18 protein-coding genes are annotated in these 25,983 nt (G+C 61.1%); 7 read left to right on the top strand and 11 right to left on the bottom strand.

The features are described from left to right. Nucleotide 1: 1 nt before the first annotated feature. Both xseA and IF189_RS22895 read right to left on the bottom strand, forming a co-directional pair. Entirely contained in the window at nt 2-1,381 is a 1,380-nt protein-coding gene (gene xseA / locus IF189_RS22900) for an exodeoxyribonuclease VII large subunit (RefSeq protein ID WP_192552314.1), read from the bottom strand. A gap of 10 nt (nt 1,382-1,391) precedes the next feature. Further along, nucleotides 1,392-2,279, bottom strand: coding sequence for a LysR family transcriptional regulator (locus IF189_RS22895; RefSeq protein WP_134828005.1), 888 nt, complete (start codon nt 2,277-2,279; stop codon nt 1,392-1,394). 101 nt (nt 2,280-2,380) lie between these two features. On the opposite strand from IF189_RS22895, the gene IF189_RS22890 reads away from it, so the two are divergent. The 4 genes from IF189_RS22890 (at nt 2,381) to guaA (ending at nt 7,032) form a co-directional block, all read left to right on the top strand. Beyond that, a complete protein-coding gene (locus IF189_RS22890) occupies nt 2,381-3,148 on the top strand; it encodes a sulfite exporter TauE/SafE family protein (RefSeq protein WP_134828004.1) in 768 nt (255 codons plus the stop codon). A 73-nt stretch (nt 3,149-3,221) separates the two neighbouring features. After that, a complete protein-coding gene (locus IF189_RS22885) occupies nt 3,222-3,770 on the top strand; it encodes a hypothetical protein (RefSeq protein WP_011335799.1) in 549 nt (182 codons plus the stop codon). A gap of 115 nt (nt 3,771-3,885) precedes the next feature. After that, entirely contained in the window at nt 3,886-5,355 is a 1,470-nt protein-coding gene (gene guaB, locus IF189_RS22880; protein ID WP_085709413.1) for an IMP dehydrogenase, read from the top strand. A gap of 99 nt (nt 5,356-5,454) precedes the next feature. Beyond that, the gene (gene guaA, locus IF189_RS22875; RefSeq protein WP_085709414.1) at nt 5,455-7,032 is read left to right on the top strand and encodes a glutamine-hydrolyzing GMP synthase; all 1,578 of its coding nucleotides are present in this window, start codon (nt 5,455-5,457) and stop codon (nt 7,030-7,032) included. An 81-nt stretch (nt 7,033-7,113) separates the two neighbouring features. On the opposite strand, the gene IF189_RS22870 is transcribed toward guaA, so the two are convergent. After that, a complete protein-coding gene (locus IF189_RS22870) occupies nt 7,114-11,463 on the bottom strand; it encodes a membrane-targeted effector domain-containing toxin (RefSeq protein ID WP_192552313.1) in 4,350 nt (1,449 codons plus the stop codon). Between the two features lie 246 nt (nt 11,464-11,709). Here IF189_RS22870 and IF189_RS22865 point away from each other — a divergent pair, with 246 nt between their 5' ends. Next, entirely contained in the window at nt 11,710-13,086 is a 1,377-nt protein-coding gene (locus IF189_RS22865; protein ID WP_192552312.1) for a multicopper oxidase family protein, read from the top strand. Continuing rightward, complete coding sequence (tadA, locus tag IF189_RS22860) at nt 13,086-13,583, top strand: tRNA adenosine(34) deaminase TadA (RefSeq protein WP_085709417.1); 498 nt, start codon at nt 13,086-13,088, stop codon at nt 13,581-13,583. The genes IF189_RS22865 and tadA overlap by 1 nt, the downstream gene beginning before the upstream one ends. Before the next feature lie 134 nt (nt 13,584-13,717). On the opposite strand, the gene cmoB is transcribed toward tadA, so the two are convergent. The 5 genes from cmoB to lon all read right to left on the bottom strand — a co-directional run bounded on the left by cmoB (nt 13,718) and on the right by lon (nt 19,124). Next, on the bottom strand, nt 13,718-14,674 hold the full coding sequence (gene cmoB, locus IF189_RS22855) for a tRNA 5-methoxyuridine(34)/uridine 5-oxyacetic acid(34) synthase CmoB (RefSeq protein WP_192552311.1): 957 nt from the start codon (nt 14,672-14,674) through the stop codon (nt 13,718-13,720). Beyond that, complete coding sequence (gene cmoA / locus IF189_RS22850) at nt 14,671-15,378, bottom strand: carboxy-S-adenosyl-L-methionine synthase CmoA (protein WP_218888027.1); 708 nt, start codon at nt 15,376-15,378, stop codon at nt 14,671-14,673. The genes cmoB and cmoA overlap by 4 nt, the downstream gene beginning before the upstream one ends. 121 nt (nt 15,379-15,499) lie before the next feature. Continuing rightward, entirely contained in the window at nt 15,500-16,144 is a 645-nt protein-coding gene (locus IF189_RS22845; RefSeq protein ID WP_192552310.1) for a lysoplasmalogenase, read from the bottom strand. 2 nt (nt 16,145-16,146) lie between these two features. After that, the gene (locus IF189_RS22840; protein WP_192552309.1) at nt 16,147-16,539 is read right to left on the bottom strand and encodes a protease inhibitor I42 family protein; all 393 of its coding nucleotides are present in this window, start codon (nt 16,537-16,539) and stop codon (nt 16,147-16,149) included. Between the two features lie 161 nt (nt 16,540-16,700). Continuing rightward, complete coding sequence (lon, locus tag IF189_RS22835) at nt 16,701-19,124, bottom strand: endopeptidase La (RefSeq protein ID WP_134827998.1); 2,424 nt, start codon at nt 19,122-19,124, stop codon at nt 16,701-16,703. 317 nt (nt 19,125-19,441) lie between these two features. Here lon and IF189_RS22830 point away from each other — a divergent pair, with 317 nt between their 5' ends. Then, on the top strand, nt 19,442-20,743 hold the full coding sequence (locus IF189_RS22830; protein ID WP_134828704.1) for an IS4 family transposase: 1,302 nt from the start codon (nt 19,442-19,444) through the stop codon (nt 20,741-20,743). 519 nt (nt 20,744-21,262) lie between these two features. Here the strand turns inward: IF189_RS22830 and IF189_RS22825 are convergent. The 3 genes from IF189_RS22825 to IF189_RS22815 form a co-directional block, all read right to left on the bottom strand. Then, nucleotides 21,263-21,631 carry a DUF6124 family protein gene (locus IF189_RS22825; protein WP_085730122.1) on the bottom strand — a complete coding sequence of 123 codons (369 nt, stop codon included), beginning with the start codon at nt 21,629-21,631 and terminating at the stop codon, nt 21,263-21,265. 395 nt (nt 21,632-22,026) lie between these two features. After that, nucleotides 22,027-24,438, bottom strand: a complete 2,412-nt coding sequence (locus tag IF189_RS22820) for a glucose/quinate/shikimate family membrane-bound PQQ-dependent dehydrogenase (RefSeq protein WP_114885323.1) — start codon at nt 24,436-24,438, stop codon at nt 22,027-22,029. A 92-nt stretch (nt 24,439-24,530) separates the two neighbouring features. Next, nucleotides 24,531-25,892 (bottom strand): carbohydrate porin, encoded by a 1,362-nt coding sequence (locus tag IF189_RS22815; RefSeq protein ID WP_134827996.1) that lies wholly within the window; start codon nt 25,890-25,892, stop codon nt 24,531-24,533. Between the last annotated feature and the right edge of the window lie 91 nt (nt 25,893-25,983).

Below are 25,983 nucleotides of genomic sequence, written 5' to 3'. Positions count from 1 at the left end.
ATCAGTCCAGTAAAGAAAGAGTGACGGGCGTCAGGTGGTTGTCCTCGACGCGCACTTGCAGTTCGCCTTCGCCCAGTCTGGCTTTCAGACGCTGGCCGGTGTGGGTTTGCGCCGCGTCGCGGATCGCATTGCCACGCTCGTCGAGCAAAATGCTGTAGCCACGGCCGAGGGTCGCCAACGGACTGACCACGTGCAGGGTCTGCATCTGGCTTTGCAACTGCAGGCGCCGGCGTTTCAGGCCTTCGTTCATGGCGCGTGGCAGTCGTTCGGCGAGGCTGTCGAGACGTTGGCGCAGCAGCGCCAGTTGCCGGCCGGGATGTTGCCCGGCAAGGCGGGTTTCCAGACGAATCAGGCGTTCGCGGCGGGTATTGAGCTGGCGCTCGAACGCCCGGCGCATGCGCATGTCCAGATCATCCAGACGCTGGGCCTGCTGGCGCAGTCGTTCACCGGGATGGCGCAAGCGGCGGGCCATTCCTTCCAGTCGCAGACGATCACGCATCAGGCGGTCGCGCATGCGCATCACCAGTCGGCGGTGCAGGCTTTCGACCTGGCGGATCAGGTGGCTGGAGTCCGGGGCGAGCAATTCGGCTGCTGCAGAAGGCGTCGGCGCACGAACGTCGGCCACAAAGTCGCTGATCGACACGTCGGTTTCATGGCCGACGGCGCTGACGATCGGCGTGACGCAGGCATCTACCGCCCGGGCCACGGCTTCTTCGTTGAAGCACCAGAGGTCTTCCAGCGAACCGCCGCCACGGGCCAGGATCAGCGCGTCGAAGCCCCGGGCATCCGCGAGTTTCAGGGCGCGGACGATCTGCGCCGTGGCCTCACGGCCCTGAACGGCGGTGGGGATCAGGGTCAGCTTGACCTGCGGCGCACGGCGTCGGAACACGCTGATGATGTCGCGGATCACCGCGCCGGTCGGTGAACTGATGATGCCGATGTGTTGCGGATGGGCCGGCAGCGGCACTTTGCGCTCGGCACTGAACAGCCCTTCGGCACTGAGCTTTTCCTTCAAGGCATCGAAGGCCAGACGCAGGGCGCCGTCACCGGCAGGCTCGACGGTGTCGAGAATCAACTGATAGTCGCCACGGCCCTCGAACAGCGAGACCTTGCCGCGCACCTTGACCGCCAGACCGTCTTTCAGCGCCTGGCGCACCCGCGCAGCATTCTGCCGGAACAGCGCACAACGCACCTGCGCGCCGCTGTCCTTGAGCGTGAAATACACGTGGCCGGACGCCGGGCGGGCGAGGTTGGAGATTTCACCTTCGACCCAGATGTTGCTGAACACGTCTTCGAGCAACACCCGCGCGCGGCCGTTGAGCTGGCTGACGGTCAGGACTTCGCGGTCGAGGCCGAGTCTTGCAAAGGGATCTTTAATCATGGGGCGCAGTTTAAAGGCTTTCGCCGGTGAATGTCTGGAGGAAGTGTTGCACCAAAGGTGTGGGATTTTGCCGAAAGGCGAGGGCGACGGTGCTCTGGCAATCGCCGGTCAGCGGCACAAATCTCACACCGGCGGGCGCGATGTCCTGCATCGACTCCGGCAGCAGGGCGATGCCGAAACCGGTCTGGATCAATTGCAGTTGCGTGGTCTTGCGCGACATCACTCGTGCAGCCTGGGGGAAGAAACCGTGACGCATACACAGGTCGGCGCACAAGTAACTCAACCCGCCGCGTTGCGGGTGCGGAATGGATATGAACGCTTCGTCCTTCAATTGCGCCAGATCGACTGCCTCCGCGAAAGCCAGTCGATGCTCCGCCGGCAGGGCGAGCAGCAAGCGCTCGGTGTAGAGCGGAACAACCTGAACACCTTCGCGCTGGCGCAGCACCGGCAGACGCAGCAAGCCGATGTCGAGCCGCCCCTCGGCCAGTTCTTCGAGCTGGGCCTCCGAAGACAACGTGCCGATGTCCAGCGAGACCCCGGGTTGCTGCTCCAGGTAAGCGCTCATGTCGCGCAACAGTTGGCCGCTGATCGGCACGGTGCTGGAGTGACACAGGCGCAAGGTGCCGCGCTGGCCCTGGCCGATTTCCGTGGCCAGGATGCTGGCCTTGTTCAGTTCGTTGAGCAGGTTTCTGGCTCGGGGTAAAAACGCTTCGCCAGCGGCGGTAAGTCGGGGCTGGCGTGCCGTGCGTTCGAACAGCGGCGTTTGCAGGCGGGTTTCCATGTCCTTGATCTGCCGGCTCAGCGCCGATTGGGCGATGAACAGGCGTTCGGCAGCAGCGCTGAAGCTGCCGCTCTCGGCGATTTCCACGAAGTATCGCAATTGACGGGTTGAAAGCACGAGGTATGCCTTTTCAAGATGGCTTGGCGGTTTCGATGATATTAGTCGCAACCCTCGGCGCTGGCTAAAGTCATCGCAGGCTTACTAAAGGAAGCAAGCGGATGAGTGTGGCGGGGTTGTTGGGCGAATGGTCGTGGGGCTTCGGGGGCTGGGCAGTCATCGGAGTGGGGGTCGCTCTGGCCTACATCGTGTTCGGCATTGCCGGTTTCGGCACGGCGCTGGTGGCGGGGCCGATCCTGATCCTGTTCATGCCGCTGTCGAAAATCGTGCCATTGCTGGTGCTGCTGGATTTCGTCGCGGCGTTCGGCAATCTGCTGCCGTCGCGGCGAGATGTGGCGAAGCCGGAGTTGCTGCGGCTGTTACCGTGTATGGCGGTCGGGTGCACGCTGGGAGTGATTTTCCTGCTCAACCTCAAGTCCGACCTGTTGTTGCTGTTGATGGGACTGTTCATCAGTGTCTACGCGGTTTACAGCTTGTGGATCAAGGCGCGGCCGGCGCAGTTGTCCGCCGGGTGGGCGTTGCCGATGGGCACGGTGGGCGGGTTGTTCGGCGCGTTGTTCGGCAGTGGCGGCTTTCTTTATGCGATCTATCTCAACAGCCGACTGCCCAAGGACGCGGCCCGGGCCACGCAAAGTGCTTTGATCAGTTGCAGCACGGTGGTGCGTTTGAGTCTGTTCGCCATCGCCGGGGTGTATGCCGAGCTACCCTTGTTGATGCTCGCGCTGTGTCTGTTGCCGGCCATGGCGCTGGGCTTGTGGATCGGGCGGCGGCTGACCATGCGTTTGTCCCGCGAGGCCTTCGTGCGGCTGGTGACCTGGCTGGTGCTGGCGAGCGGTCTGGCGCTGATCGGCCGCTATTTAAGCACTTGACCGGATTGTCTCAGGGATTAAGCTGCCGGCCGCGTTCGTCGCAGAACATCCTTTGACGCAGCAGGCTTGCACCATGAATTCCCAGAGCATCATCGTCCCGAAAATCTCCAACCTGCCGGTGCACGAACCCCGGGCCCGGGCGATCCTGCGCTGGCTGGTGCGCAAGAACATCGTCAAGGAAGAACTGAGCACCTGCGGACGCACCGGCAACCGCATGGCCTACGCCATCGCCGACGGCGCCCGCGCGGTGGTGCTGCACCCCGAGGCGCTGCCGTTCGGTGAGCCGATCAATGGTCTGGAAGTCATCACCAAACGCTGCATCTACACCCCGGCCAAGGGCTTTCTCGAAGAGGCCGGTTGCGCCGAGTGCCGTCAGGAAATCGGCGAAGCGCTGTTCGAAAGCCTGGAAGACTGGATGCCGGGCCGCACCGACAACTTCACCTGCCCCGAGTGTGGGCATGAAGACGACATCAACGGTTTTCTGTATTTGCAGGAGTGCGGGTTTTCCAACCTCGGTTTCATCTTCAACAACTGGCTGGAGGCGGGGTTCAAGCAGAGTTTCATCGACGAATTCGCCGACTGGCTGGATCAACCGGTGAGCTGGGTCAAGGTCGAGTTGTAGGGGCGGCTTTTCCCGTACATCAGCAACATTGATATAAGACAAGTTTTACATTGAACCCGAAGGGGTGTCTGACTATAATGGCGCGCTTCCATTTTCCCGCTCGGGAGCCCCCGCGATGCTGCGTATCAGCCAAGAAGCTCTGACCTTCGACGACATTCTTTTAGTGCCTGGTTATTCCGAGGTGCTTCCTAACGAAGTCAGTCTCAAGACCCGCCTCACCCGTGGCATCGAACTGAATATTCCTCTGGTTTCTGCCGCCATGGACACCGTCACCGAAGCCCGTCTGGCAATCGCCATGGCTCAGGAAGGTGGCATCGGCATTATCCACAAGAACATGACCATCGAGCAGCAAGCTGCCGAAGTCCGCAAGGTCAAGAAGTTCGAAGCCGGTGTGGTCAAGGATCCAATCACCATCGAGGCTGACGCCACGGTTCGTGATCTGTTCGAACTGACCCGCATGCACAACATTTCCGGCGTTCCGGTGCTGCACGATGGCGACCTGGTCGGCATCGTCACTTCCCGTGACGTGCGTTTCGAAACTCGTCTGGAAGCCACCGTTCGTGAAGTGATGACGCCGAAAGAGCGTCTGGTCACTGTTCGCGAAGGCGCCAACAAGAACGAAGTCCGCGAGTTGCTGCACAAGCACCGCCTGGAAAAAGTCCTGATCGTCGACGACAAGTTTGCCCTCAAAGGCATGATGACCGTCAAAGACATCGAAAAAGCCAAGGCCTACCCGCTGGCCAGCAAGGACGATCAAGGTCGTCTGCGCGTCGGCGCTGCAGTCGGTACCGGTAAAGACACCGGTGACCGTGTTGCCGCGCTGGTCAATGCCGGTGTGGACGTAGTGGTGGTCGACACCGCTCACGGTCACTCCAAAGGCGTGATCGACCGCGTTCGCTGGGTCAAGGAGAACTTCCCTGAAGTGCAGGTGATCGGCGGCAACATCGCCACCGGCGCAGCCGCCAAGGCCTTGGCCGAGGCCGGCGCCGATGCGGTCAAGGTCGGTATCGGCCCTGGCTCGATCTGCACCACCCGTATCGTCGCCGGTGTCGGCGTTCCGCAAATCAGTGCCATCGCCAACGTTGCCGCTGCCCTCGAAGGCACCGGTGTTCCGTTGATCGCCGACGGCGGCATCCGTTTCTCCGGTGACCTGTCCAAGGCCATCGTGGCCGGTGCTTCCTGCGTGATGATGGGCTCGATGTTCGCCGGTACCGAAGAAGCGCCGGGCGAGATCGAACTGTTCCAGGGCCGTTCGTACAAGGCTTATCGCGGCATGGGTTCGCTGGGCGCCATGTCCCAGGCCCAGGGCTCTTCCGACCGTTACTTCCAGGACTCCTCGGCCGGTGCCGAGAAACTCGTTCCGGAAGGCATCGAAGGCCGTGTTCCTTACAAGGGCACCCTGAGCGCGATCATTCACCAGTTGATGGGCGGTCTGCGTTCCTCGATGGGTTACACCGGCAGCGCCAACATCGAAGAGATGCGCACCAAGCCTGAGTTCGTGCGGATCACCGGTGCCGGTATGGCCGAATCCCACGTCCACGACGTGCAGATCACCAAGGAAGCGCCAAACTACCGCGTAGGTTGAGGCTTCAAGCAAAACGTTAAATGACCGGGGCTGTTTTATTCAGCCCCGAGTCGTTTCTGAATCAAGACTGTTTCTGAATTACTTAGACGAGACTGAATCATGGCCCTCGACATTCACGCTCACCGCATCCTGATCCTCGATTTCGGTTCGCAATACACCCAACTGATCGCCCGCCGCGTGCGTGAGATCGGTGTGTACTGCGAACTGCACCCGTTCGACATGGACGAAGATGCGATCCGCGAATTCGCTCCAAAAGGCGTGATCCTCGCCGGCGGTCCCGAGTCCGTGCACGAAGCCAACAGCCCGCGCTGCCCGCAAGCGGTGTTCGACCTGGGCGTACCGGTCTTCGGCATCTGCTACGGCATGCAGACCATGGCTGAGCAACTGGGCGGCAAGGTTGAAGGTTCCGAGCTGCGTGAGTTCGGTTATGCCCGCGTTGACGTGGTCGGCAAGAGCCGCCTGCTCGACGGCATCGAAGACCACATCGACGCCGACGGCCTGTTCGGCCTCGACGTATGGATGAGCCACGGTGACAAGGTCACCAAGATGCCAAGCGATTTCCACATCCTGGCCAGCACCCCGAGCTGCCCGATCGCCGGCATGTTCAACGACGAGCGTGCTTACTACGGCGTGCAGTTCCACCCGGAAGTGACCCACACCAAGCAGGGCGGTCGCATCCTGTCGCGTTTCGTTCTCGACATCTGCGGCTGCGAAGCCCTGTGGACCCCGTCGAAGATTGCCGAAGACGCGATCGCCAACATCCGCGCACAGGTCGGCACCGACAACGTGCTGCTGGGCCTGTCCGGCGGTGTGGATTCCTCGGTGGTTGCGGCGCTGCTGCACAAGGCCATCGGCGATCAGCTGACCTGCGTCTTCGTCGACAACGGCCTGCTGCGTCTGCACGAAGGCGAGCAAGTGATGGCCATGTTCGCCGAGAACATGGGCGTCAAGGTGATCCGCGCCAACGCTGAAGACCAGTTCCTGAACAACCTGGCCGGCGAAGCCGACCCGGAGAAGAAGCGCAAGATCATCGGCCGTACCTTCATCGACGTGTTCGATGCCGAATCCTGCAAGCTGGACAACATCAAGTACCTGGCTCAGGGCACTATCTACCCGGACGTGATCGAGTCGGCTGGTGCGAAAAGCGGCAAGGCGCACGTGATCAAGTCGCACCACAACGTGGGCGGCCTGCCGGACGAGATGAACCTGAAACTGGTCGAGCCACTGCGCGAACTGTTCAAGGACGAAGTTCGTCGTCTGGGCCTGGAACTGGGCCTGCCGTACGACATGGTCTACCGTCACCCGTTCCCGGGCCCGGGCCTGGGCGTGCGGATCCTCGGTGAAGTGAAGAAGGAATACGCCGACCTGCTGCGTCGCGCCGACCACATCTTCATCGAAGAACTGCGCAAGGCCGACTGGTACCACAAGGTCAGCCAGGCCTTCGTCGTGTTCCAGCCGGTGAAGTCGGTTGGCGTGGTAGGCGATGGCCGTCGTTACGCCTGGGTCGTGGCCCTGCGTGCCGTGGAAACCATCGACTTCATGACCGCGCGTTGGGCACACCTGCCTTACGAACTGCTGGAAACCGTTTCCGGCCGCATCATCAATGAAATCGAAGGCATCTCCCGCGTCACTTACGACGTGTCGAGCAAGCCGCCGGCGACCATTGAGTGGGAGTGATCCCGCACACGCCCTGAAGGCGTGAATGCAGGCAACGAGAAGGCCGCGTGAACATCGTTCACGCGGCCTTTTTGTTTGCGCTTACAAAGGACCGGACCAGCCGGCCAGGGTCATGCCACGATCGTCCAGTGCCTTGAGCAGGTCTTCGACACTATTGAAGCGTTTCTCATGGAGGGCGGGCCAGGCGGGGCGTTCAATGAAGTAGCGACCGGATTCCCAATGGATCTCCGTGCGTACGAGTGCATTGTCGCGGCTGCGGTGAACCAGCAGGGTGGAACGGGGCTCCTGTTTCAAGGTGTACAGGCCCGGACGATTCAGCAATTGATCGATCTCCTTTTGCGTCTGGGCATTCCACGGCGTCTGCATCTGCAGACGCATATCACCTTTCACCCGCCCGATTGGCTTGCCCTTGTCGTCGAGAAAAGTCCTGCCGGGATCCGGTTCGAACCCACGGGACTTGCCGTAGCCAACGTCTTCGATACGCAGCCCGATGGCATCTTCCAGCTCACTGACGCCGGCGACGCCCTCGTAGGTGTTGGAATGTGAGTTGCCCATGAGCGAAACCCATTTGTGTGGTCCGCGCGCGGCCTGATCGGCCTCGATGATGGTGTGGGCAAAGAAGTTCATCATCTTCTGCCGGGTCGTCGCTTCAAGGCCTCGCATACCTTCCAGCCGGTAGCTGGCCATGCAGTCGATGGCTTGAACGCGCACCCCCTGACGGTTGGCTTCCTTCACCAGGTTGAGGAAGGTGTAGCGTCTTGTGGGATCGGTGATGTGACCCTGGTCGAGGCCCTCGAGATACAGCTCAAGATCCCGGGGCATCACTGAGGTTCTGGCGAAATTGTCCAGTGCTGCCTGATGGAAGTCCGTGAGCAGATGTTCCATGTACAGGGTCTTCACGCCTTTTCGGGCGAGTACAGGCATCTGTTCGATGAGCCATTGTTTGCTGCCGATGTCTGCATGGCTTTCACCGACGACCAGACCGTTGAACTGCTCAAGGGATTTCTCGATGAACGATTCGGCGCTCGCGGCCTGCTGGACAGGCGCCAGCATCGGACGTGGAGCCAGATTGAGCTCGGCATGAAAGCGGGTGGCGGCTTCACGCAATTGTTTGCGCAACATCTTGAACGTCTCGAGTGCCGGATCAGCATCAAAGCTCACAAAAACATCGCCCAGTGTTCGCTCGTTGCCGATGACCGTGGCATTTTTCAGTTCATTGCGATACGAAACGGGGATTTCATAAGGTGAGCTGATCAACGGGGTATCAGGCAGCGACACGTCAGGATTGACCACAGCGCCGGCACCGGTGGCGGTTATTGATGGCTCGGCACCCGGCAATTGTCCCTCGGCCGCCAGAGGATCGATGCGCACGCGCCGGAGTGTCAGGCCTTCATCGTTCAGGGCTGTTGCCAATTCCTGAACACTGTCGAAGTGCCGACCGCTGACTGAAATCCATTTGGGGCGGGCGATGAAAAAACCTCCGGCATCCTTCTGGATCGCTGTTTTAACCAGTGTGCCGTCGCTGCTGCGATGGATGAGCGTGGAGGGTTCCTTGAACATGAACATGCCCCTTCTGGGCAAGGCTTCTTCAACCGTACGGGCGGTGATCGTCGGCGGTGGTCCATTCAATTGCAGGCGAAGGTCGCTTTTAAGCAGGTCGATAGGATTACCCGCCAGATCGCGGACCTTCTTACCCGGATCGGTTGCCAGGCCTTCCGCCTGACCTACAGTGATCTCCTCGACCCGCAGCGTTGGCGCGCCTTCCAGTTCACCCAGGCCGGCGACCTTGTCGAAGGTGCTGGCGCGCCCTTCATCCAGCAGTGCCACCCAGCGATGGGCACCACGTGTTGCCTGATCGGCCTTGATCACGGTGTCGGAGAAGTAATTCAGCATCTTGCGGCTGCTGGTTCCAGACGTGTGTTCCATATTCGGGAAGCGCCGGCTGGCCATGCAGTCGATAGCCTGTACACGGATATGGTTTTTCTGTGCACTCCTGACCAGCTCCGTATACGAGTGGGGCCCTGTCGGGTCAGCGTCGAAGCGGACATCCAGTGACTTCAGATAATTTTCCAGCTCAGTCGGCATGTTGCCGGTCTTGTAGAACAGGTCGAGATCCGTCTGATGGAAATCGCTCAGCAGATGATCCAGATACAGAGTTCGAACCTTCTGTTTGTTCAAGGCCTTGAAGTTATCGATCAGCATGCCTCGGGCGCCCGCGCCGGTACTGTCCTGTCCGATCACCAGTCCAGGCGCTTCCTTGAGCAGGCGCTTGGTCATGTCGGCGAACGGTGTTGCCGGTTTGAAGGGCGATATCGCCGGACGTGGCGGTGAGTTCGGACCGCTGTAAAAATCGATGGCGTCGTCATACAGGCTGCGCCGCAGCGTCTTGAAGTCCTGATAGAGGCTGTCGCTCCCGGTCTGGCTGTCCAACGGGAAATCATCAACATGACTTTCCGCCACTGGACGCAGAGCCGACCTGGACCACAGTGATGTGTCATAAGGCATCATTTGTGTTGCCATTTCGGGCAACGGATCAGACGTATGGCCCCAGGGCCATTCGCCGAACAGCTTCGTTCCCCCTCTAAGTCCTGGGCGGGCGACCGGCTGCCACTTCAATGCTTCATTCAGGCGTACCGGCACGTTGCGATAAAACGAATAGGGATTGGCCGGATCAATGATGAACCAACCGCGCATCTGTTCGACGTAACGCACCTGATAGAAACCATCGGTTCCGGCCCGGCGCATGTAGATGTAGTGCTTGCCGGAGGCGGTTTGAATGATTTCCTGGAATTTGGGATCTCCAGTTTCAATCCGCGTACCTTCACCAATCCCGGTCTTGAAGGACGCCAGAAAATCCTCCGGCGCTGCCGGCAGAACCTGTTTCGGTGCGATCTCTGCCAGTGTCGGCAGCGGTGAACGCGCCATTGCGGCTTCGGCCAGTTTTTCGTCCGGTTTTACGGACAGTCCGGTTTGAGCAAGTTCTTCCTCCGGCGCGATGAAGGTCTCGGTTTCGGCAATCTCAGGCAGTCGCCCGCTGCCTTTGATGAACGTGGCGTTGAACAGCGTATCGATGGCCGCGAAGATTGCTCCGGTTACGCCAGCCTTGCGTGCCTGAGGCGTCTTGCCGTTGACCGCCTGATCAATCTGCAACCCGACGTTGGCAATACCCGCACCGACCACGGCCAGCGCTACCGGCCAGCCAACGGCCGCCATCGGCCCGAATACGCGGTTGAAGGCGTTGAGGTAACCAATCCAGAGCTTTTTGCGCAGGTCACCATTGGAGTGCAGCACGAATTCCGCATCGCTGATCATGCGGGCGTGGGTGGCGGTCGCCAGAAAACTGAAGATGTCGCCACTGAGAGCAACACCGGTGTGAGCCACCAGCGTGTGATCGTCGCTGTCCCAGGTACTGACGAGCAGATCCAGCACATGGTTCAGCCCGACATTCTCGATATGCGGTGCGCGCCACAACTCCGAGATACCTCCCACCAGCGGGCCGAAAGCCCAGAGCCAGCGCCGTTTTGCGACTGCACGCCAGGACGTGTCCTCCATGATGTCGTGATCGGCGACCTGAAAGTGCGACATGAAGCGTTTTCGATCAGACGGATTTCTGATCTGCGACAGCACCCACCAATGCAGGTCGCGGGCGTTCTGCAGGGCATGCACTCCCCAGATTTCTCCCGGGACGTAGAGAATTGCGCCGCCCTTGCCATCGGTGATGCATAGGATATCGGTGGCGACAAAACCGTCGATTTTCAGCAGGCCGATACGCAGGCCATCGGCTTGCGCAGCTTCCTCTTCGAGCATTTCGCGGGTCACCGGCCAGCTGACATTGCCGGCGATGGCTTTGACAGCGGTGCGGAAATTGTCGTCCGACAGCCGGCCGCCTTCACGGTCCTCCATGGCCTTGGCCAGGAAGGTGCACTTGGCCAGGGTCCGGAAGGTCTTGCCTTGCTTGTTCCAGAAGGAGTCGACTTTTTTCCGGTAACGGTCGGCGAAATTGATGGCCCAGAACGCTTTGAGCACCTCGCGGCTGTGCAGCTTCACTTCGTTGGTTTCGTTATAGGTGCCGGCGTCCGGGCCGGCGGTGTAGAAACCGGCGTCGGAATCGAGCAGATCGGCGTTGTCCTGGTCGTGAACGCTGAAACGCTGAATCACCAGTTGCGGCAGGGTCATTGATTCGCGCGGGGTTTCGAACAGATGCTCCCAACCGGTAAAGGTTCGCGGGCTGCTTTGTGCGGCGTGGAACCGATGCCAGTAAACCTGTTCGGGTTCCAGGTGAGCGAGGTCGTGGCTGGCGAGGATCTCTCTGGCAATCGCACAGGCCATTTCATACATGTCGGGGCAGGCCTCGACCAAGGCGGGAACCAGAGCCTTGAGGGCGTTTCTGTCGGCGCTGTTGGGCAGTGCCATGTCGCGTGTCGTGTCCACAATCTTTCCTTGAGCGTGGTGGATAAAAAACGACCGCGATCATTTCAAGAGGTGAAGAATTCGTCTGTCAGACACGCGGCTGTTGGCGTGTCGTCTGAAGGAAAAAGATGCATCGGAAGCAGGCTTCGCCCCTGTAGTCTGCGGCCATCCGCCGCGCTGCCCTTACTGTTTCGCAACCGCAGGTGTATCGTATTCGCCTTTTGCGGGCGCCCTGGCCCGTGGCTGATACGAGAGGTAGTTGTGCCCATGTCCTTTACCCGTCGACAAATTCTCGGTGGCCTGGCCGGTCTTGCAGTGGTTGGCGCGGGAGCCGGTGGTGCGACGCGTTACTGGCTGGGCAAGGTAGCCGATGCCAATGCCGGGCATGACTACGAGCTGATCGCCGCACCGCTGGACGTCGAGCTGGTGCCGGGACACAAGACCGAGGCCTGGGCATTCGGCCCGTCGGCGCCGGGCACCGAGTTGCGCGTGCGTCAGGGCGAGTGGCTGCGGGTGCGGTTCATCAACCATCTGCCCGTAGCGACCACCATTCACTGGCACGGCATTCGCCTGCCGCTGGAGATGGACGGCGTACCTTACGTCTCGCAATTGCCGGTGCTGCCGGGCGAATACTTCGATTACAAATTCCGCGTGCCGGACGCCGGCAGCTACTGGTATCACCCGCACGTCAGCAGCAGCGAGGAACTCGGGCGCGGGCTGGTCGGGCCGTTGATCGTCGAGGAGCGCGAGCCGACCGGGTTCAAGTACGAAAAGACCCTGAGCCTGAAGAGCTGGCACGTCGATGAAGAAGGCAACTTCGTCGAATTCAGCATTCCCCGCGAGGCGGCCCGTGGCGGTACGGCGGGGCGGCTGGCGACCATCAACGGCGTGCCGTCACCGGTGATCGAGTTGCCGGCCGGGCAGATCACCCGTGTACGTTTGCTCAACCTCGACAACACCCTGACCTATCGCATCAACATTCCCGGCGTCGAAGCGCAGATCTATGCGCTGGACGGCAACCCGGTCGAGCCGCGCCCGCTGGGCAAGGAATACTGGCTCGGCCCGGGCATGCGCATCTGTCTGGCGATCAAGGCGCCGCCGGCCGGTGAGGAATTGTCGCTGCGCAACGGCCCGGTTCGCCTGGGCACCCTGCGTTCGGTGGCCAACAACGACGCGCCAACCGAGTGGCCGAAGGCACTGCCCGCCAACCCGGTGGCCGAGCCTGACCTGGCCAATGCCGAGAAACTCAACTTCAATTTCGAATGGGTCGGTTCGGTGTCGGTGAACGTCGACAACGGCAAGCCGCCGAGCCTGTGGCAGATCAACGGCAAGGCCTGGGACATCACCGACAAGACCTGTGCCGACCGGCCGATCGCCAGCCTGAAACTGGGCCAGAGTTATATCTTCGAACTGAAGAACATGACCCAGTACCAGCACCCGATCCACCTGCACGGCATGAGCTTCAAGGTGATTGCGTCGAACCGACACAAGATCGTGCCGTACTTCACTGACACTTATCTGCTGGGCAAGAACGAGCGTGCGCAAGTGGCGCTGGTGGCGGATAACCCGGGGGTATGGATGTTCCACTGCCACGTGATCGACCACATGGAAACCGGCCTGATGGCCGCCATCGAGGTGAAGTGATGCGTCAGATTCGCCCCGCGGCGATCATCGACCGCAGCCGTGATCGCGATTTCATGCGCGAAGCCCTGGCATTGGCGGCGCAAGGCGCGGCTCTTGGCGAAGTGCCGGTGGGTGCGGTGCTGGTGCAGGACGGCGAGATCATCGGTCGCGGCTTCAATTGCCCGATCAGCACCAGCGACCCCAGCGCACACGCAGAAATGGTCGCGATCCGCGCCGCTGCGCAAGCCGTGGACAACTATCGTCTGCCGGGCAGCACGCTGTACGTGACGCTGGAGCCATGCAGCATGTGCGCCGGGTTGATCGTGCATTCGCGGGTTGCCCGCGTGGTGTACGGCGCTTTGGAGCCCAAGGCCGGGATTGTGCAGAGTCAGGGGCAGTTCTTCACCCAGGGCTTTCTCAACCATCGAGTGTTGTATGAAGGTGGGGTGCTGGCGGAGGAGTGTGGGGCGGTGTTGACCGAGTTCTTCAGGGCGCGGCGGGCAAAACCCGCAGACTGAAGAACAACATCAAACCCTGTGGGAGCTGGCTTGCCAGCGATGGCGTCGGCACATCAAGCATTGATGTCGACTGATCCACCGTTATCGCTGGCAAGCCAGCTCCCACAAATTTTTGCAGTGTCTGGAAGGGATCGTTACTTCTTCGCGACAATCACTGCCCGCATCGGTGCCGGCAGGCCTTCGATGGTTTTGCTGTGGTCTTCAGGATCCAGGAAGTCGCTCAGCGACTGATACTTCATCCACTCGGTCCCGCGCTGTTCATCGACTGTTGTCATGCTGACATCCACGCAACGAATGTCAGTAAAACCCGCACGTCGCAACCACAACTCCAGCGCCGGCACAGACGGCAAGAACCACACATTACGCATCTGCGCATAACGGTCCTCCGGCACCAGCACCTGATGCTTGTCGCCCTCGACCACCAGCGTCTCCAGCACCAGTTCGCCGCCCTTCACCAGGCAATCCTTCAACGCCAGCAAATGCTCGATCGGCGAACGGCGGTGATAGAACACGCCCATGGAAAACACCGTGTCGAAGCCTTCCAGATTCGGCGGCAGGTCTTCGAACGGGAACGGCAGGTGCCAGGCATTAGGTTCTGACAGATAACGCTGCACCGCCTGGAACTGGCAGAAAAACAGCCAGTTCGGATCGACGCCGATCACGCTGTCGGCACCTGCGCCGAGCATGCGCCACATGTAGTAACCGTTGCCGCAACCGACATCAAGGATGCGCTTGCCCTTCAGGTCCAGATGCGGAGCGACCCGCGACCACTTCCAGTCCGAGCGCCATTCGGTGTCGACGTGCACGCCGAACAGATCGAACGGCCCCTTGCGCCACGGCGACAAACCCATCAGCGCGGTACGCATCTGTGCGCGAGTTTCGTCGTCGCAATCGGTGTCCAGTTTCAGGCCGTTGAGCAGGTCGACTTCGCTAGGCTGAATCTTCGGCAGGGCGTCCAGCGCACTTTGCCAGCGCTCCAGATCGCCGTGGCCTTTCTCCATTTTCTTGTCGAGTTGCGCTTGCAGGGTGTTGGCCCAGTCGGCCAGCGGTGTACCGGCCAGACGGCGGGCGAGGGGAGACAGATCAATCATGGCAAGGCAATCAACGAGGCAAAGTTAAGACACTGGAACCACGGCACGACTTTCGAGAACCCGGCGGCCAGCAGGCGCTCGCGGTGTTCTTCGAGGCTGTCGGGCTTCATGACGTTTTCGATGGCGCTGCGCTTCTGGGCGATTTCCAGTTCGCTGTAGCCGTTGGCGCGTTTGAACGCGACGTGCAGGTCGGTCAGCAGCGCGTGTTCTTCGGCATCGTTGAAGCGCAGCTTCTCCGACAGAATCAGCGCGCCGCCCGGCAGCAACGATTGGCGAATGCGCGACAGCAACGCCGTGCGCTGATCCGGGGCAATGAATTGCAGGGTGAAGTTCAGCGCCACCACCGAAGCCGGTTTGAAATCCAGGGCGAGGATGTCGCCTTCGATCACTTCGACCGGCAGCAACTCCTGAAACATCGAGTCCTGACCGTTGAGGTACTCGCGGCAGCGCTCGACCATCGCCGCCGAGTTATCCACCGCGATCACCCGGCAACCGTCAGTGCGCACATGGCGACGCAGGGCCTGAGTCACGGCACCCAGCGAGGCGCCGAGGTCGTAAAGGACGCTGTTCGGCTGGGCGAACTGCGCCGCGAGCACGCCGAGGTTCTCGACGATGGTCGGATAACCCGGCACCGAACGCTTGATCATGTCCGGGAACACCCGCACCACGTCCTCGTTGAAGGCGAAGTCAGGCACCTGGGCCATCGGCTGGGCGAAAATGCGATCGGGTTCTTTGCTCACGGCGGTTCCGGCGGTGTCGATGAAAAGGCCGGCATTTTAGCCAAACTGGCGCGCAGATGCGCGGGTTGTCTGATAAACCGCCCGATCAAAGGACCGGGCGTTTGCTCTGGGAAAATGCCGAGGCGGCGATGCCCCACTGCCCCAGCCAGTAACTGAGGATGATGACGTACGGGGCGGCGTGGAACGGGGCGACAAACCGGTCGATGCCGATCACGCTGTCGGAGAACACGAAAGCCACCGCGCCGCCCGCCGCCAGCAGTGCCGAACGTTGCGGTACGCCGCTGCCGAGTCGGGCCAGGGCGCGCCAGAGCATGGCGCTGATGGCGGTGCCGTAGACGATCACCGGCACAGTCAACGGTCCGAGTCCGCTGCTGATCAATATGCCCAACAGCACGGCGCCAACGCCAAGGGCAAGAACCAGCGGCAACAGAGCCAGACGCCGGCAATCGCTGAGGTAGGCCTTGAGATACGCCAGATGCGCGACCAGAAACGCACCCAGGCCAAACACGAACAAATCCCCAGGCCACGCCAGCAATACATCGCCGAGCAAAGAGAAAATCAGGCCCAGGCTGATCCAGCGGCGATAGTCGCTCGGCGGCGCATCGTGCAGCCAGCCGAGCAGCGCCAGTACCGGCAGCGGTTTGACCAGCAGGCAAAGCAGCGCCGCATGGGTGCTGACGCCGTAGAGAAAGGTCGCTGCGCCCATGAGCGCGAGGATCAGCCAGCCCACGATCAGTTCACCGAGATCGCGCAGTCAAAGGTTTCCACCGGTTCGACTTCAGGTTCCCAGGGTTGCTGCGATGTCAGGCGCAGGCGCCCGGTGCCGGTGGCAAAAGCCTGGAAACGCCAGGTGGAGAAACCGCCCGCGCCGACCATGCCGGAATCTTTCGGGCTGCTGTAGACCTCGGGGCTCAGCGCATGCAGCACGCCGCCGGCCGAGTCCTGAATGGCCCAGCGATAGCCGGTGGTGGGGTTGCTTGGCAGCATGACGGTCAGGTTCTGGCCGTTGGTCAGCCGCACCGGGCATTCGCTCTGTTTTTCCACGGTCACGTTGGTTTTCGGTTGCGTGGCGCAGGCGGCCAGCAGGACGAGGGACAGGGGGACAAACAGGCGAGTGGGGGACATAGGCTCAGTGGCTCCGGCGTTGGCGACGAACGGCGAGCATAACTGAAGATGAGACAAAGTGTGACAGTGATGGCCTCGACCCTCACCCCAGCCCTCTCCCTCCGGGAGAGGGCTGGGGTGAGGGGCAGCGATGCCTGCCCCCTCGATGGTTCAAGACGAAATCAGAAAAGCACCTTCGCCACATCCGCAAACTTCTTGGCAAAGTGCACGGTGATCCCTTCCTTCAGGTAATCCGGCAGCTCTTCAAAGTTTCCGCGATTCGCCTCCGGCAGAATCAACTCGAAAATCTTCTGCCGCCGCGCCGCAATCACCTTCTCGCGCACCCCGCCAATCGGCAGCACATGCCCGGTCAGTGTCAGTTCACCGGTCATCGCCACGCCTTTTTTCGGCGGCTGATTGCGTGCCAGCGAGAGCAGGGCGCTGGCCATGGTCACGCCGGCGCTCGGGCCGTCTTTCGGTGTTGCGCCTTCCGGCACGTGCAGGTGGACGAAGGCTTCGTCGAAGAATTTCGGATCGCCACCGAAGGATTTGAGGTGCGAGCTGACGTAGCTGTAGGCGATCTCCGCCGACTCCTTCATCACATCGCCCAGTTGCCCGGTAAGTTTGAAACCTCGGTTCAGGGTATGAATCCGCGTGGCTTCGATCGGCAGGGTCGCGCCGCCCATGCTGGTCCACGCCAGGCCAGTGATTACGCCGGTGCCGGACAGCACTTGTTCGTTGCGGAACACCGGATGACCGAGGGACGCTTCCAGATCTTTCGGCCCGAGCTTGATCACCGCTTTCGGGTCGTCGATCAGCTTCATCACCGCTTTGCGCACCAGTTTGCCCATCTGTTTTTCCAGCTGGCGCACGCCGGCTTCACGGGCGTAACCGTCGATCAAGGCTTTGAGGGCGCTGTCGCTGATGCTCAGGCTGCCCTTGGATACGCCGGCCTTCTCCAGCAGTTTCGGCCACAGGTGACGCTTGGCGATGGCGACTTTTTCTTCGGTGATGTAACCCGACAGGCGAATCACTTCCATCCGGTCCAGCAACGGGCCGGGAATCGAATCCAGGGTGTTGGCGGTGCAGACGAACAGGACTTTCGACAGGTCCATCCGTAGGTCCAGATAGTGGTCGAGGAATTCGACGTTCTGTTCCGGATCAAGGGTTTCCAGCAGCGCCGAGGCCGGGTCGCCCTGGTAGCTCTGGCCCATCTTGTCGATCTCGTCGAGCATGATCACCGGGTTCATCACTTCGACGTCTTTCAACGCCTGCACGAGTTTGCCCGGCTGCGCGCCGATGTAGGTGCGGCGGTGGCCCTTGATCTCGGCTTCGTCGCGCATGCCGCCGAGGCTGAAGCGGTAGAACGGCCGGCCGAGGGATTCGGCGATGGACTTGCCGACGCTGGTCTTGCCCACGCCCGGCGGGCCCACCAGCAGCACGATGGAGCCGCTGATTTCGCCTTTATAGGCACCGACCGCGAGGAATTCGAGGATGCGATCCTTGATGTCATCGAGGCCGGCGTGGTGTTTGTCCAGCACCTTGCGCGCGTGCTTGAGGTCGAGTTTGTCCTCGCCGTACACGCCCCACGGCACCGAGGTGGCCCAGTCGAGGTAGTTGCGGGTGACCGCGTATTCCGGCGATCCGGTTTCCAGGATCGACAGTTTGTTCATCTCTTCTTCGAGGCGCTTCTGCACCTGGGTCGGCAGGACTTTGCCCTCCAGACGCTGCTCGAACTGCTCGAGGTCGGCGCTGCGGTCGTCCTTGGTCAGGCCCAGCTCCTGCTGGATGACCTTGAGCTGTTCTTTAAGGAAGAACTCGCGCTGATGCTCGCCGATCTTGCGGTTCACTTCGGCGGAGATTTCTTTCTGCAGGCGCGCGACTTCGACTTCCTTGCGCAGCATCGGCAGGACTTTTTCCATGCGCTTGAGCATCGGCACGCAGTCGAGCACTTCCTGCAATTCAGGGCCGGTGGCGGAGGTCAGGGCGGCGGCGAAGTCGGTCAGCGGCGAAGGATCGTTGGGGCTGAAGCGGTTGAGGTAGTTCTTCAGTTCTTCGCTGTACAGCGGGTTGAGCGGCAGCAGTTCCTTGATCGCGTTGATCAGCGCCATGCCGTAGGCCTTGACCTCGTCGGTCGGCTCGGTGGGCTGGTGCGGGTATTCGACTTCAACGAGATACGGCGGGCGATGGTGCTTGAGCCAGGTCTTGATGCGCACACGGCTCAGGCCCTGGGCGACGAATTGCAGTTTGCCGTTTTCGCGGCTGGCGTGGTGCACCTTGACCAGGGTGCCGTATTGCGGCAATGCCTTGGTGTCGAAGTGGCGCGGGTCTTCCTGGGGCGTGTCCATGAAGAACAGGGCCAGGGAGTGGTGTTCGGATTTGCTGACCAGTTCGAGGGTTTCGGCCCAGGGGTCTTCGTTGACGATGACCGGCAGGACCTGGGCCGGGAAGAACGGGCGGTTGTGGATCGGGATGATGTAGACCTTGTCCGGCAGGTTCTGGCCGGGCAGGGCGAGGCCTTTGCCGGGGACGTGGTGTTCGATGTGTTCGGCGTCGGTTTCGGTGATGTCGTCGGGGTTCTCGGGGAATTCTTGCTGGTCGCTCATGGGGCACCTGCGCAATGGGGTATGGGTCTTAGATGGGGCAGGGTTTTGGTGGTTTCAATGGGGGTGGATGTTTCTGGTTGTGTGTTCAGGGTTTTGACAGGGTTTTGGGGGGTGGGCTTGGCGGCCTTTGGGCCGACCAGGCTGGGGTTTTATCGTGTGCATATCCGTTTCTTCGGGTGCGCCCGCTGGCGGTTTCGCCCTTACGGCCATCCCTTTCAAGGTCTTTGGTTAAAATGCCCCAAAAATTCAGTCAGGACGACGAAGCGATGTGGGCAGAGGTTTTAGCGAGGTTCGAGAAAAAAGCACCTGCCAGCGTTATGGCCAAATTGGCACTGGAGCACGCTATTGCCCCTGAGTGGGTTGATCAGGTCTTCGAAGAACATCGGCAACGGCAGTATTCTCGTGAGCTGTTGTTCTCGACCATTATCAAGCTGATGTCCCTTGTTTCATTGGGCTTGAAGCCTTCCCTGCACGCCGCCGCGCGGCAACTGGAAGATCTTCCTGTCAGTCTGGCGGCGCTCTACGACAAGATCAGTCGTACCGAGCCAGCTCTGTTGCGCGCACTGGTCACGGGCTGTGCGCAGCGCCTGGCTCCAACCATCAAGGAGTTGGGTTGCACGCAGATGCTGCCGGAGTGGCAGGTCCGGGTGGTAGACGGTAATCACTTGGCATCCACCGAGAAACGACTGGGGGCTTTACGCCACGAGCGTGGTGCCGCTCGACCCGGTTTCTCGGTGGTTGTCTACGACCCCGACCTGGACCAGGTCATCGACCTGCAGGCGTGCGAGGATGCCTACGCAAGCGAGCGTGTTTGCGTGTTGCCTCTCTTGGCCGATGCCGAGCCGGGCCAGGTGTGGCTGGCCGATCGACTCTATTGCACGCTCCCGGTCATGGAGGCTTGCGAGCAGGTCAAAACCTCCTTTGTCATTCGTCAACAAGCCAAGCATCCACGCCTGATTCAAGAGGGGCATTGGCAAGAACCAGTGCCTGTAAACACGGGCACTGTGCGTGAGCAGATTATTCAGGTCAGAGGCGGTTACCAGTGTCGGCGTGTTGAACTGACGCTTCACTCGCCAACGGACTCGGGTGACAGCAGCTTGATGTTCTGGAGCAACCTGCCTGAAAGCATCAGCGCACAGCAGATCGCGGAACTCTATCGCCGTCGCTGGAGCATAGAAGGCATGTTCCAGCGACTGGAAGCAATCCTGGAAAGCGAAATCGAAACCCTTGGTAGTCCAAAGGCTGCATTGCTCGGGTTCGCTACCGCGGTATTGGCCTACAACGTCCTGGCCGTACTCAAGCGAAGCGTCGAGCAAGCCCATCAGGATACTCAGCCTGACGGCTGGGAAGCCTCAACCTATCACTTGGCGGTTCAGGTCCGGAGTGGTTATGAAGGCCTGCAAATCGCGCTGCCCCTGGAATATTTTCCCGTCATACCTCTGGAAAAACTGGCCCAGCGCTTGTTGGAACTGGCCAGAAACATCCAACCCAAACAAGTTGCGAAAAGTCCACGGGGCCCCAAGGTGCCTAAACCCAAAACATGGGTGCAAGGCACTGCGGTGCATGCACATGTTTCAACGGACCGGGTAATCAAGGCCGCTAAAACGAAAAGACCTTGAAAGGGATGGCCCTTACGGCGAGTCACTTTGGCAAACGCCCCAAAGTAACCAAAACGCTGGGCCCCAACGTTCGGCACCTCGCTGTGGCTCGGTGTTCCTTCGTTCCGGGATTCATCCGGGGGCATCGCCTACGGTTTGCTTCGCTGCACCTCCTCTCGATGTGTTTGGCTTCGCCAAACGGTCGCTGCGCTCCCACCCCCGGATAAATCCCTCCACTCAGCCTGCCGACGGGGCCAGCACGTCAAAAGCGGTACTTGAGCTAACGCTCATCGTGTTGAGTGGTTAGGAGCAGATTGGTGGTGGTGGTGGTGGTGGTGGTGGTGGTGGTGGTGGTGGTGGTGCGAAGAGAAGGGAGCCGATCGGGGCTTTAAAACTTGAGTGCGACTTGCTGGTTCAGGTCGGCGGATTTTTCATAGACAACGCGGTCAGTCCCCTCTCCCCCCGGGAGAGGGCCAGGGTGAGGGCAGCGCCCTGATTGACACACCACAAGCCTTTCTCCCGCAGAGACCTCATCAGCATTTATGCCGGATATCGGCTGACCTCGACGTTATCCAGCACCCGATTCACCGCCAGCTCAGCCAGCATGATGATCTGCTGAATAGCCAGAATCGTCCGCCGCTGCGGGAGGTCGATGTGTGCGGCGATGTCGCTGGTCATGAGGTTGGCCTGTGCCAGTGATTCGCAGGCGTGGACCAGCAGGCTTTCACTGTCCTGATCGGGTGCGACCTGGAACATGGTGCTGGGTTTATGGAAGCGCAGGGTGGTGGCGTTGGGTTTCAGGTAGTGGTCGAGCGCGCGCTCGGCGGCTTCATGGAGTTTTTTGGAATCTGGCGATTCGTAGGGCGATGCGTCGTTTGATTCGGGGGGATTGGGTGTTGGTTTTTTCATTTTTTACTCCTCAGGAATTGGTCCATTCCTCTAATTGCCGCGACGCAAAAAGAGGGGTGGCAGCTGTACGCGGGTTCGCGGACCGACCTGAGGCATTCGGCATACCCGAAGGTATCCCGCGCACAGCCACCATAAACAAGCACTTGAGGTGCTGCTGTTAAGCGGCGGCAATTATGCCTCAGAAGTCGGGCCGCGACGCCCCATCGCTGAATTTGCAGCGACCCCCAAAGCCTATCCACCCCGTTTCCTAGGGACAACCGACGCGACTTGTCGGAATCGTCCCCGAAAAACACCCCGTCTGTAGGACATACACACCCCGTGTAAGAAAACGCAGCCCACAAAAAAAGGCGACACCCCTCACAGGGCATCGCCTTTCTCTTTACCGCCGCTGAAACCTATTCCGGCAGTTTGTACGCAATCACATAGTCACCCATCTTGGTGCCCAGCGAACCGTGACCACCCACCACGAGCAGGACGTATTGCTTGCCGTCCTTGCCGGTGTAGGTCATCGGGGTCGCCTGGCCGCCAGCAGGCAGACGGGATTTCCACAGCTCTTTACCGGTGTTTACGTCGTAAGCACGCAGGTACTGGTCGAGGGTGCCGCTGAGGAAGCCGACGCCGCCCGCAGTCACGATCGAACCGCCCATGCTTGGCACGCCCAGGGTGAAGCCGATCGGGATTGGCGAGCTGTCGCGGCTGGTGCCGTTTTTGCGTTTCCACACGACTTTGCCGGTGGTCAGGTCGATACCGGCGACATAGCCCCAGGCCGGGGCCTGGCACGGAACGCCCAGTGGCGACATGAACGGATGCATGGTCACGGCATATGGCGCGCCGGTGTTTGGCTGGATACCGGCAGTTTCGCTTTCGCGCTTGCTGTCGGCGGCCACTTCGGCACGCGGGATCATCTTGGAGACGAAGGCCATGTAGTTCGGGCTGGTGAACAGCATCTGGCGAACCGGGTCGACCGAGACGCCGCCCCAGTTGAACACGCCGACGTTACCCGGATAGATCAGGCTGCCCTGTTCCGACGGAGGCGTGTATTGGCCTTCGTAGCGCAGTTCCTTGAACTGGATGCGGCACAGCATCTGGTCGAACGGGCTGGCGCCCCACATGGCTTTTTCGGTCAGTTCCGGGGCCAGCAGGTTCAGGTCCGAACGGGCCTGGGTCGGTGCGGTGTGGTCGCCTTTCACGGCGCCTTGCGGAACCGGGATCTCACGGATCGGGATGATCGGCGTGCCGTCACGACGGTCGAGGACGTACAGGCTGCCCTGTTTGGTCGGGGCGATCAGCGCAGGCTTGATGCCGTCGGCGGTTTTCATGTCCAGCAGGGTTGGCTGGCTGCCGACGTCCATGTCCCACAGGTCGTGGTGGGTGAACTGGTAGTTCCAGCGCACTTTACCGGTGGCCAGGTCCAGCGCGACGATGCCGGCGCTGAATTTCTCGGCACCCGGGGTGCGATCAGCGCCCCACTGGTCCGGGGTCTGGTTGCCCAGTGGCAGGAAGACCATGCCGAGTTTTTCATCGACGCTGGCCAGCGACCACATGTTGGCCGAGTTGCGGCTGTAGATCTGGCCCGGGGCCAAAGGCTCGGTGGCGTCCGGCTTGTCGCTGTCCCAGTTCCACACCAGGTGACCGTCGCGCACGTCGAAGGCGCGGATCACGCCCGATGGCTCGTTGGTCGATTCGTTGTCGGTGACGTGACCGCCCATGATCACCAGATCACGAGTGATCGCGGCTGGCGAGGTGGAGTAGTAACCACCGGCGGTGAACGGGCCGATGCCTTGAGTCAGGTCGACCACGCCTTTGTTGCCGAAGCCTTCGCAGATCTTGCCGGTGTCGGCGTTCAGTGCGATCAGGCGTGCATCGGCGGTTGGCAGGTACAGGCGACGCGGGCAGGCCTGGGCGACGGCTTTGCCGGCCTCGGAGATGACGGCGGACGCGGCGTTTTCAGACTTGGCGTAAGCGGCTTCGTCGTAGTACGACACGCCACGGCAGGTCATGTGGGCGAAGCCCTTGAAGCCGACCGGGCTCTTGATCTGCGGGTCGAAGCGCCACAGTTCCTTGCCGGTGTCCGGGTCCAGCGCCAGCACTTTGCTGTGAGCGGTGCAGGCATAGAGCATGCCGTTGGCTTTCAGCGGGGTGTTTTCGTTGGTCAGTTCCACCGGGTCATCAGCAGTCGGCAGGTCGCCGGTCTGGATGCGCCAGGCTTCCTGCAGCTTGCCGACGTTGGCCGGGGTGATCTGCTTCAGTGGCGAGTAGCGGTCACCGAATTCGGTGCGGCCATACGCCTGCCAGTCGCCATCAGGCATGGCTGGCGCGGTGCTGGTGGTGTCGGCAGTGTCGCGACCCAGTTCACCGAAGGTTTCGCCCGGGTGGGTGAACAGGCTGGCCAGAGCGGTGAGGCCGGCCAGTACCACGGCCACGGTCAGGCCGCCGGTGCCCATCGGTGCAGGACCGTTGAGCAGCAGCGGACGACGGAACCACGGCAGCAGCATCACGAAGCCGAGGACAAACCACAGTGCCAGACGTGGCACCAGTTGCCACCAGTCCAGACCGACTTCCCACAGCGCCCAGACGGTGCTGGCAAACAGCACGATAGCGTACAGGCCCAGTGCTGCGCGGCGACGCATCAGCAGCAGAATGCCGGTCAGCGTGATGCCGATACCGGCCAGCAGGTAGTACAGCGAGCCGCCGAGCGTGCTCAGCTTGATTCCCCCGGCCAGCATGGCCAGGCCCATCAGTAGAAGCAGAATGCCGAGCAGGCTCGGTAGCAGACGGCCTCGACTCGAAGCACTTTCGGTGCTCATAGTGTGGTTCTCCGTGACGTTTCAAGTAGTCCCGCGCTGTAGTCACTTTAGATGACGATTGGGCGCGGGCATGGTTCATTGCAAAATTGAAATCAGAACGACGACTGGATCTTGATCCCGCCGATCAGCGCGTCATCGACCTTGTCCACGCCACCGGGATGGCGGATGTATTGCAGGTTCGGGCGCACGGTCAGCCAATTGGTGACGTGCACGCCGTAATAGAGTTCGGCGCTGTATTCGGTGTCCTGCGGCGGCAGGTACGACGGATCGTCGTAGTCGTAGACGGCGCGGGCCTGATTGGTCGCTTCGGCGTTCTTGCGGTAGGCCGGGTTGACGTGGACGCGGGCCAGGGCGAAACCGATGTCGTCTTTGGCGCGGGCGTCGAACAGGCCTTTGTAGACCACGCCGGCCTGGACGTAGTTGTCGATGGCGTTGGTCTTCTTGTCGTGCATCGTGCCGTTGGCGAACACGCTCAAGCCGCGGGAGTTGTCGCTGGCGACGCTGGTGATCTGCTGCTGCACACCGAGCCAAACGCCGTGTTTGCTCGAAGCGCTGCGATAGGCTTCGCCGCTCAGGGCCGCCGGCTGGCCGTTGCTGTCTTTATAGGCGTCGGTGGCCTTGGCGTTGCTGTAGTAATAACCGGCGCGGTATTCGCCCGGCAGGCCGTTGAGCTTCGGCGTCCACACCAGTTCCACCGGCAGGATCGCGCCCTGGGTGCCGCTGCCGCTGAGTTTGAAGCCGTTGCCGCGATCGAGGTTCGACGGGTTCTGCTCGTAGGCGCCGACCTGTGCGTACAGCTCCGGCGTCAGGTGATATTTGACGCGCAGCGCCCATTGGCTGACCGGCCAGTTGTACCAGATGCCGCCGACCCAGTTGCCGACCTGCGAGCCGCAGAACGCCAGGTTCTGGAAGTCGCACGGGAAGCTGTTGAAGTCTTCGCCTTCGCCGAAGCGGCCGACCTTGATGTCGAGCTTCTGGTCGAAGAATTTCTGCTGGTACCACATCTGCGTCAGGCGGGTGGTCTGGCCACGGCCCCAGACTTCCTGGGCCGAAGTGAAGCCGCCAACGCGCGGGTCGTTGATGCGGTCGTTGCTGATGTTGTTGCCGCTGCGCTTGGTCACGGTCAACTGGAATTCGGCGTCGTTCCAGCCCAGCAGTTTTTGCAGGTCCAGATGCGTGCCGAGGCCCCATTGATCGCTGTAGCGCGCGGTGCGGTCGTGGTCGTAGCCGCCGTGCAGGTTGCTGCCCATTTCGCCGGTGTAATCGAGCTTGAAGTCGATGCCTTTCGCCGAGAGTTCGCTGCGGGTGCCGTTCCAGTCACCGAGCATGTACGGTGATTCACTGTCGAAGGCCGGAGCGGCCTGGGTGCAGGTGGCGAGGCCAAGGGCGGTGCAGCCGCCGATCAGGCGCAGGGTTGAGATAGCGCTGTCTCGGAAGAACGGAAAATCGGGCATGAAATGGTCTTTCTTGATCTTTTTTGGGGGACGGGCTGACCGCTACGATTTGACGCAGGCAGTGAAGCGATTCAGCAGAAGGGCGGCAGGA

The organism is Pseudomonas sp. IzPS59, from assembly GCF_014863505.1.
Lineage (GTDB): Bacteria > Pseudomonadota > Gammaproteobacteria > Pseudomonadales > Pseudomonadaceae > Aquipseudomonas > Aquipseudomonas kribbensis.
This window is presented reverse-complemented; position numbering and strand designations above follow the sequence as displayed.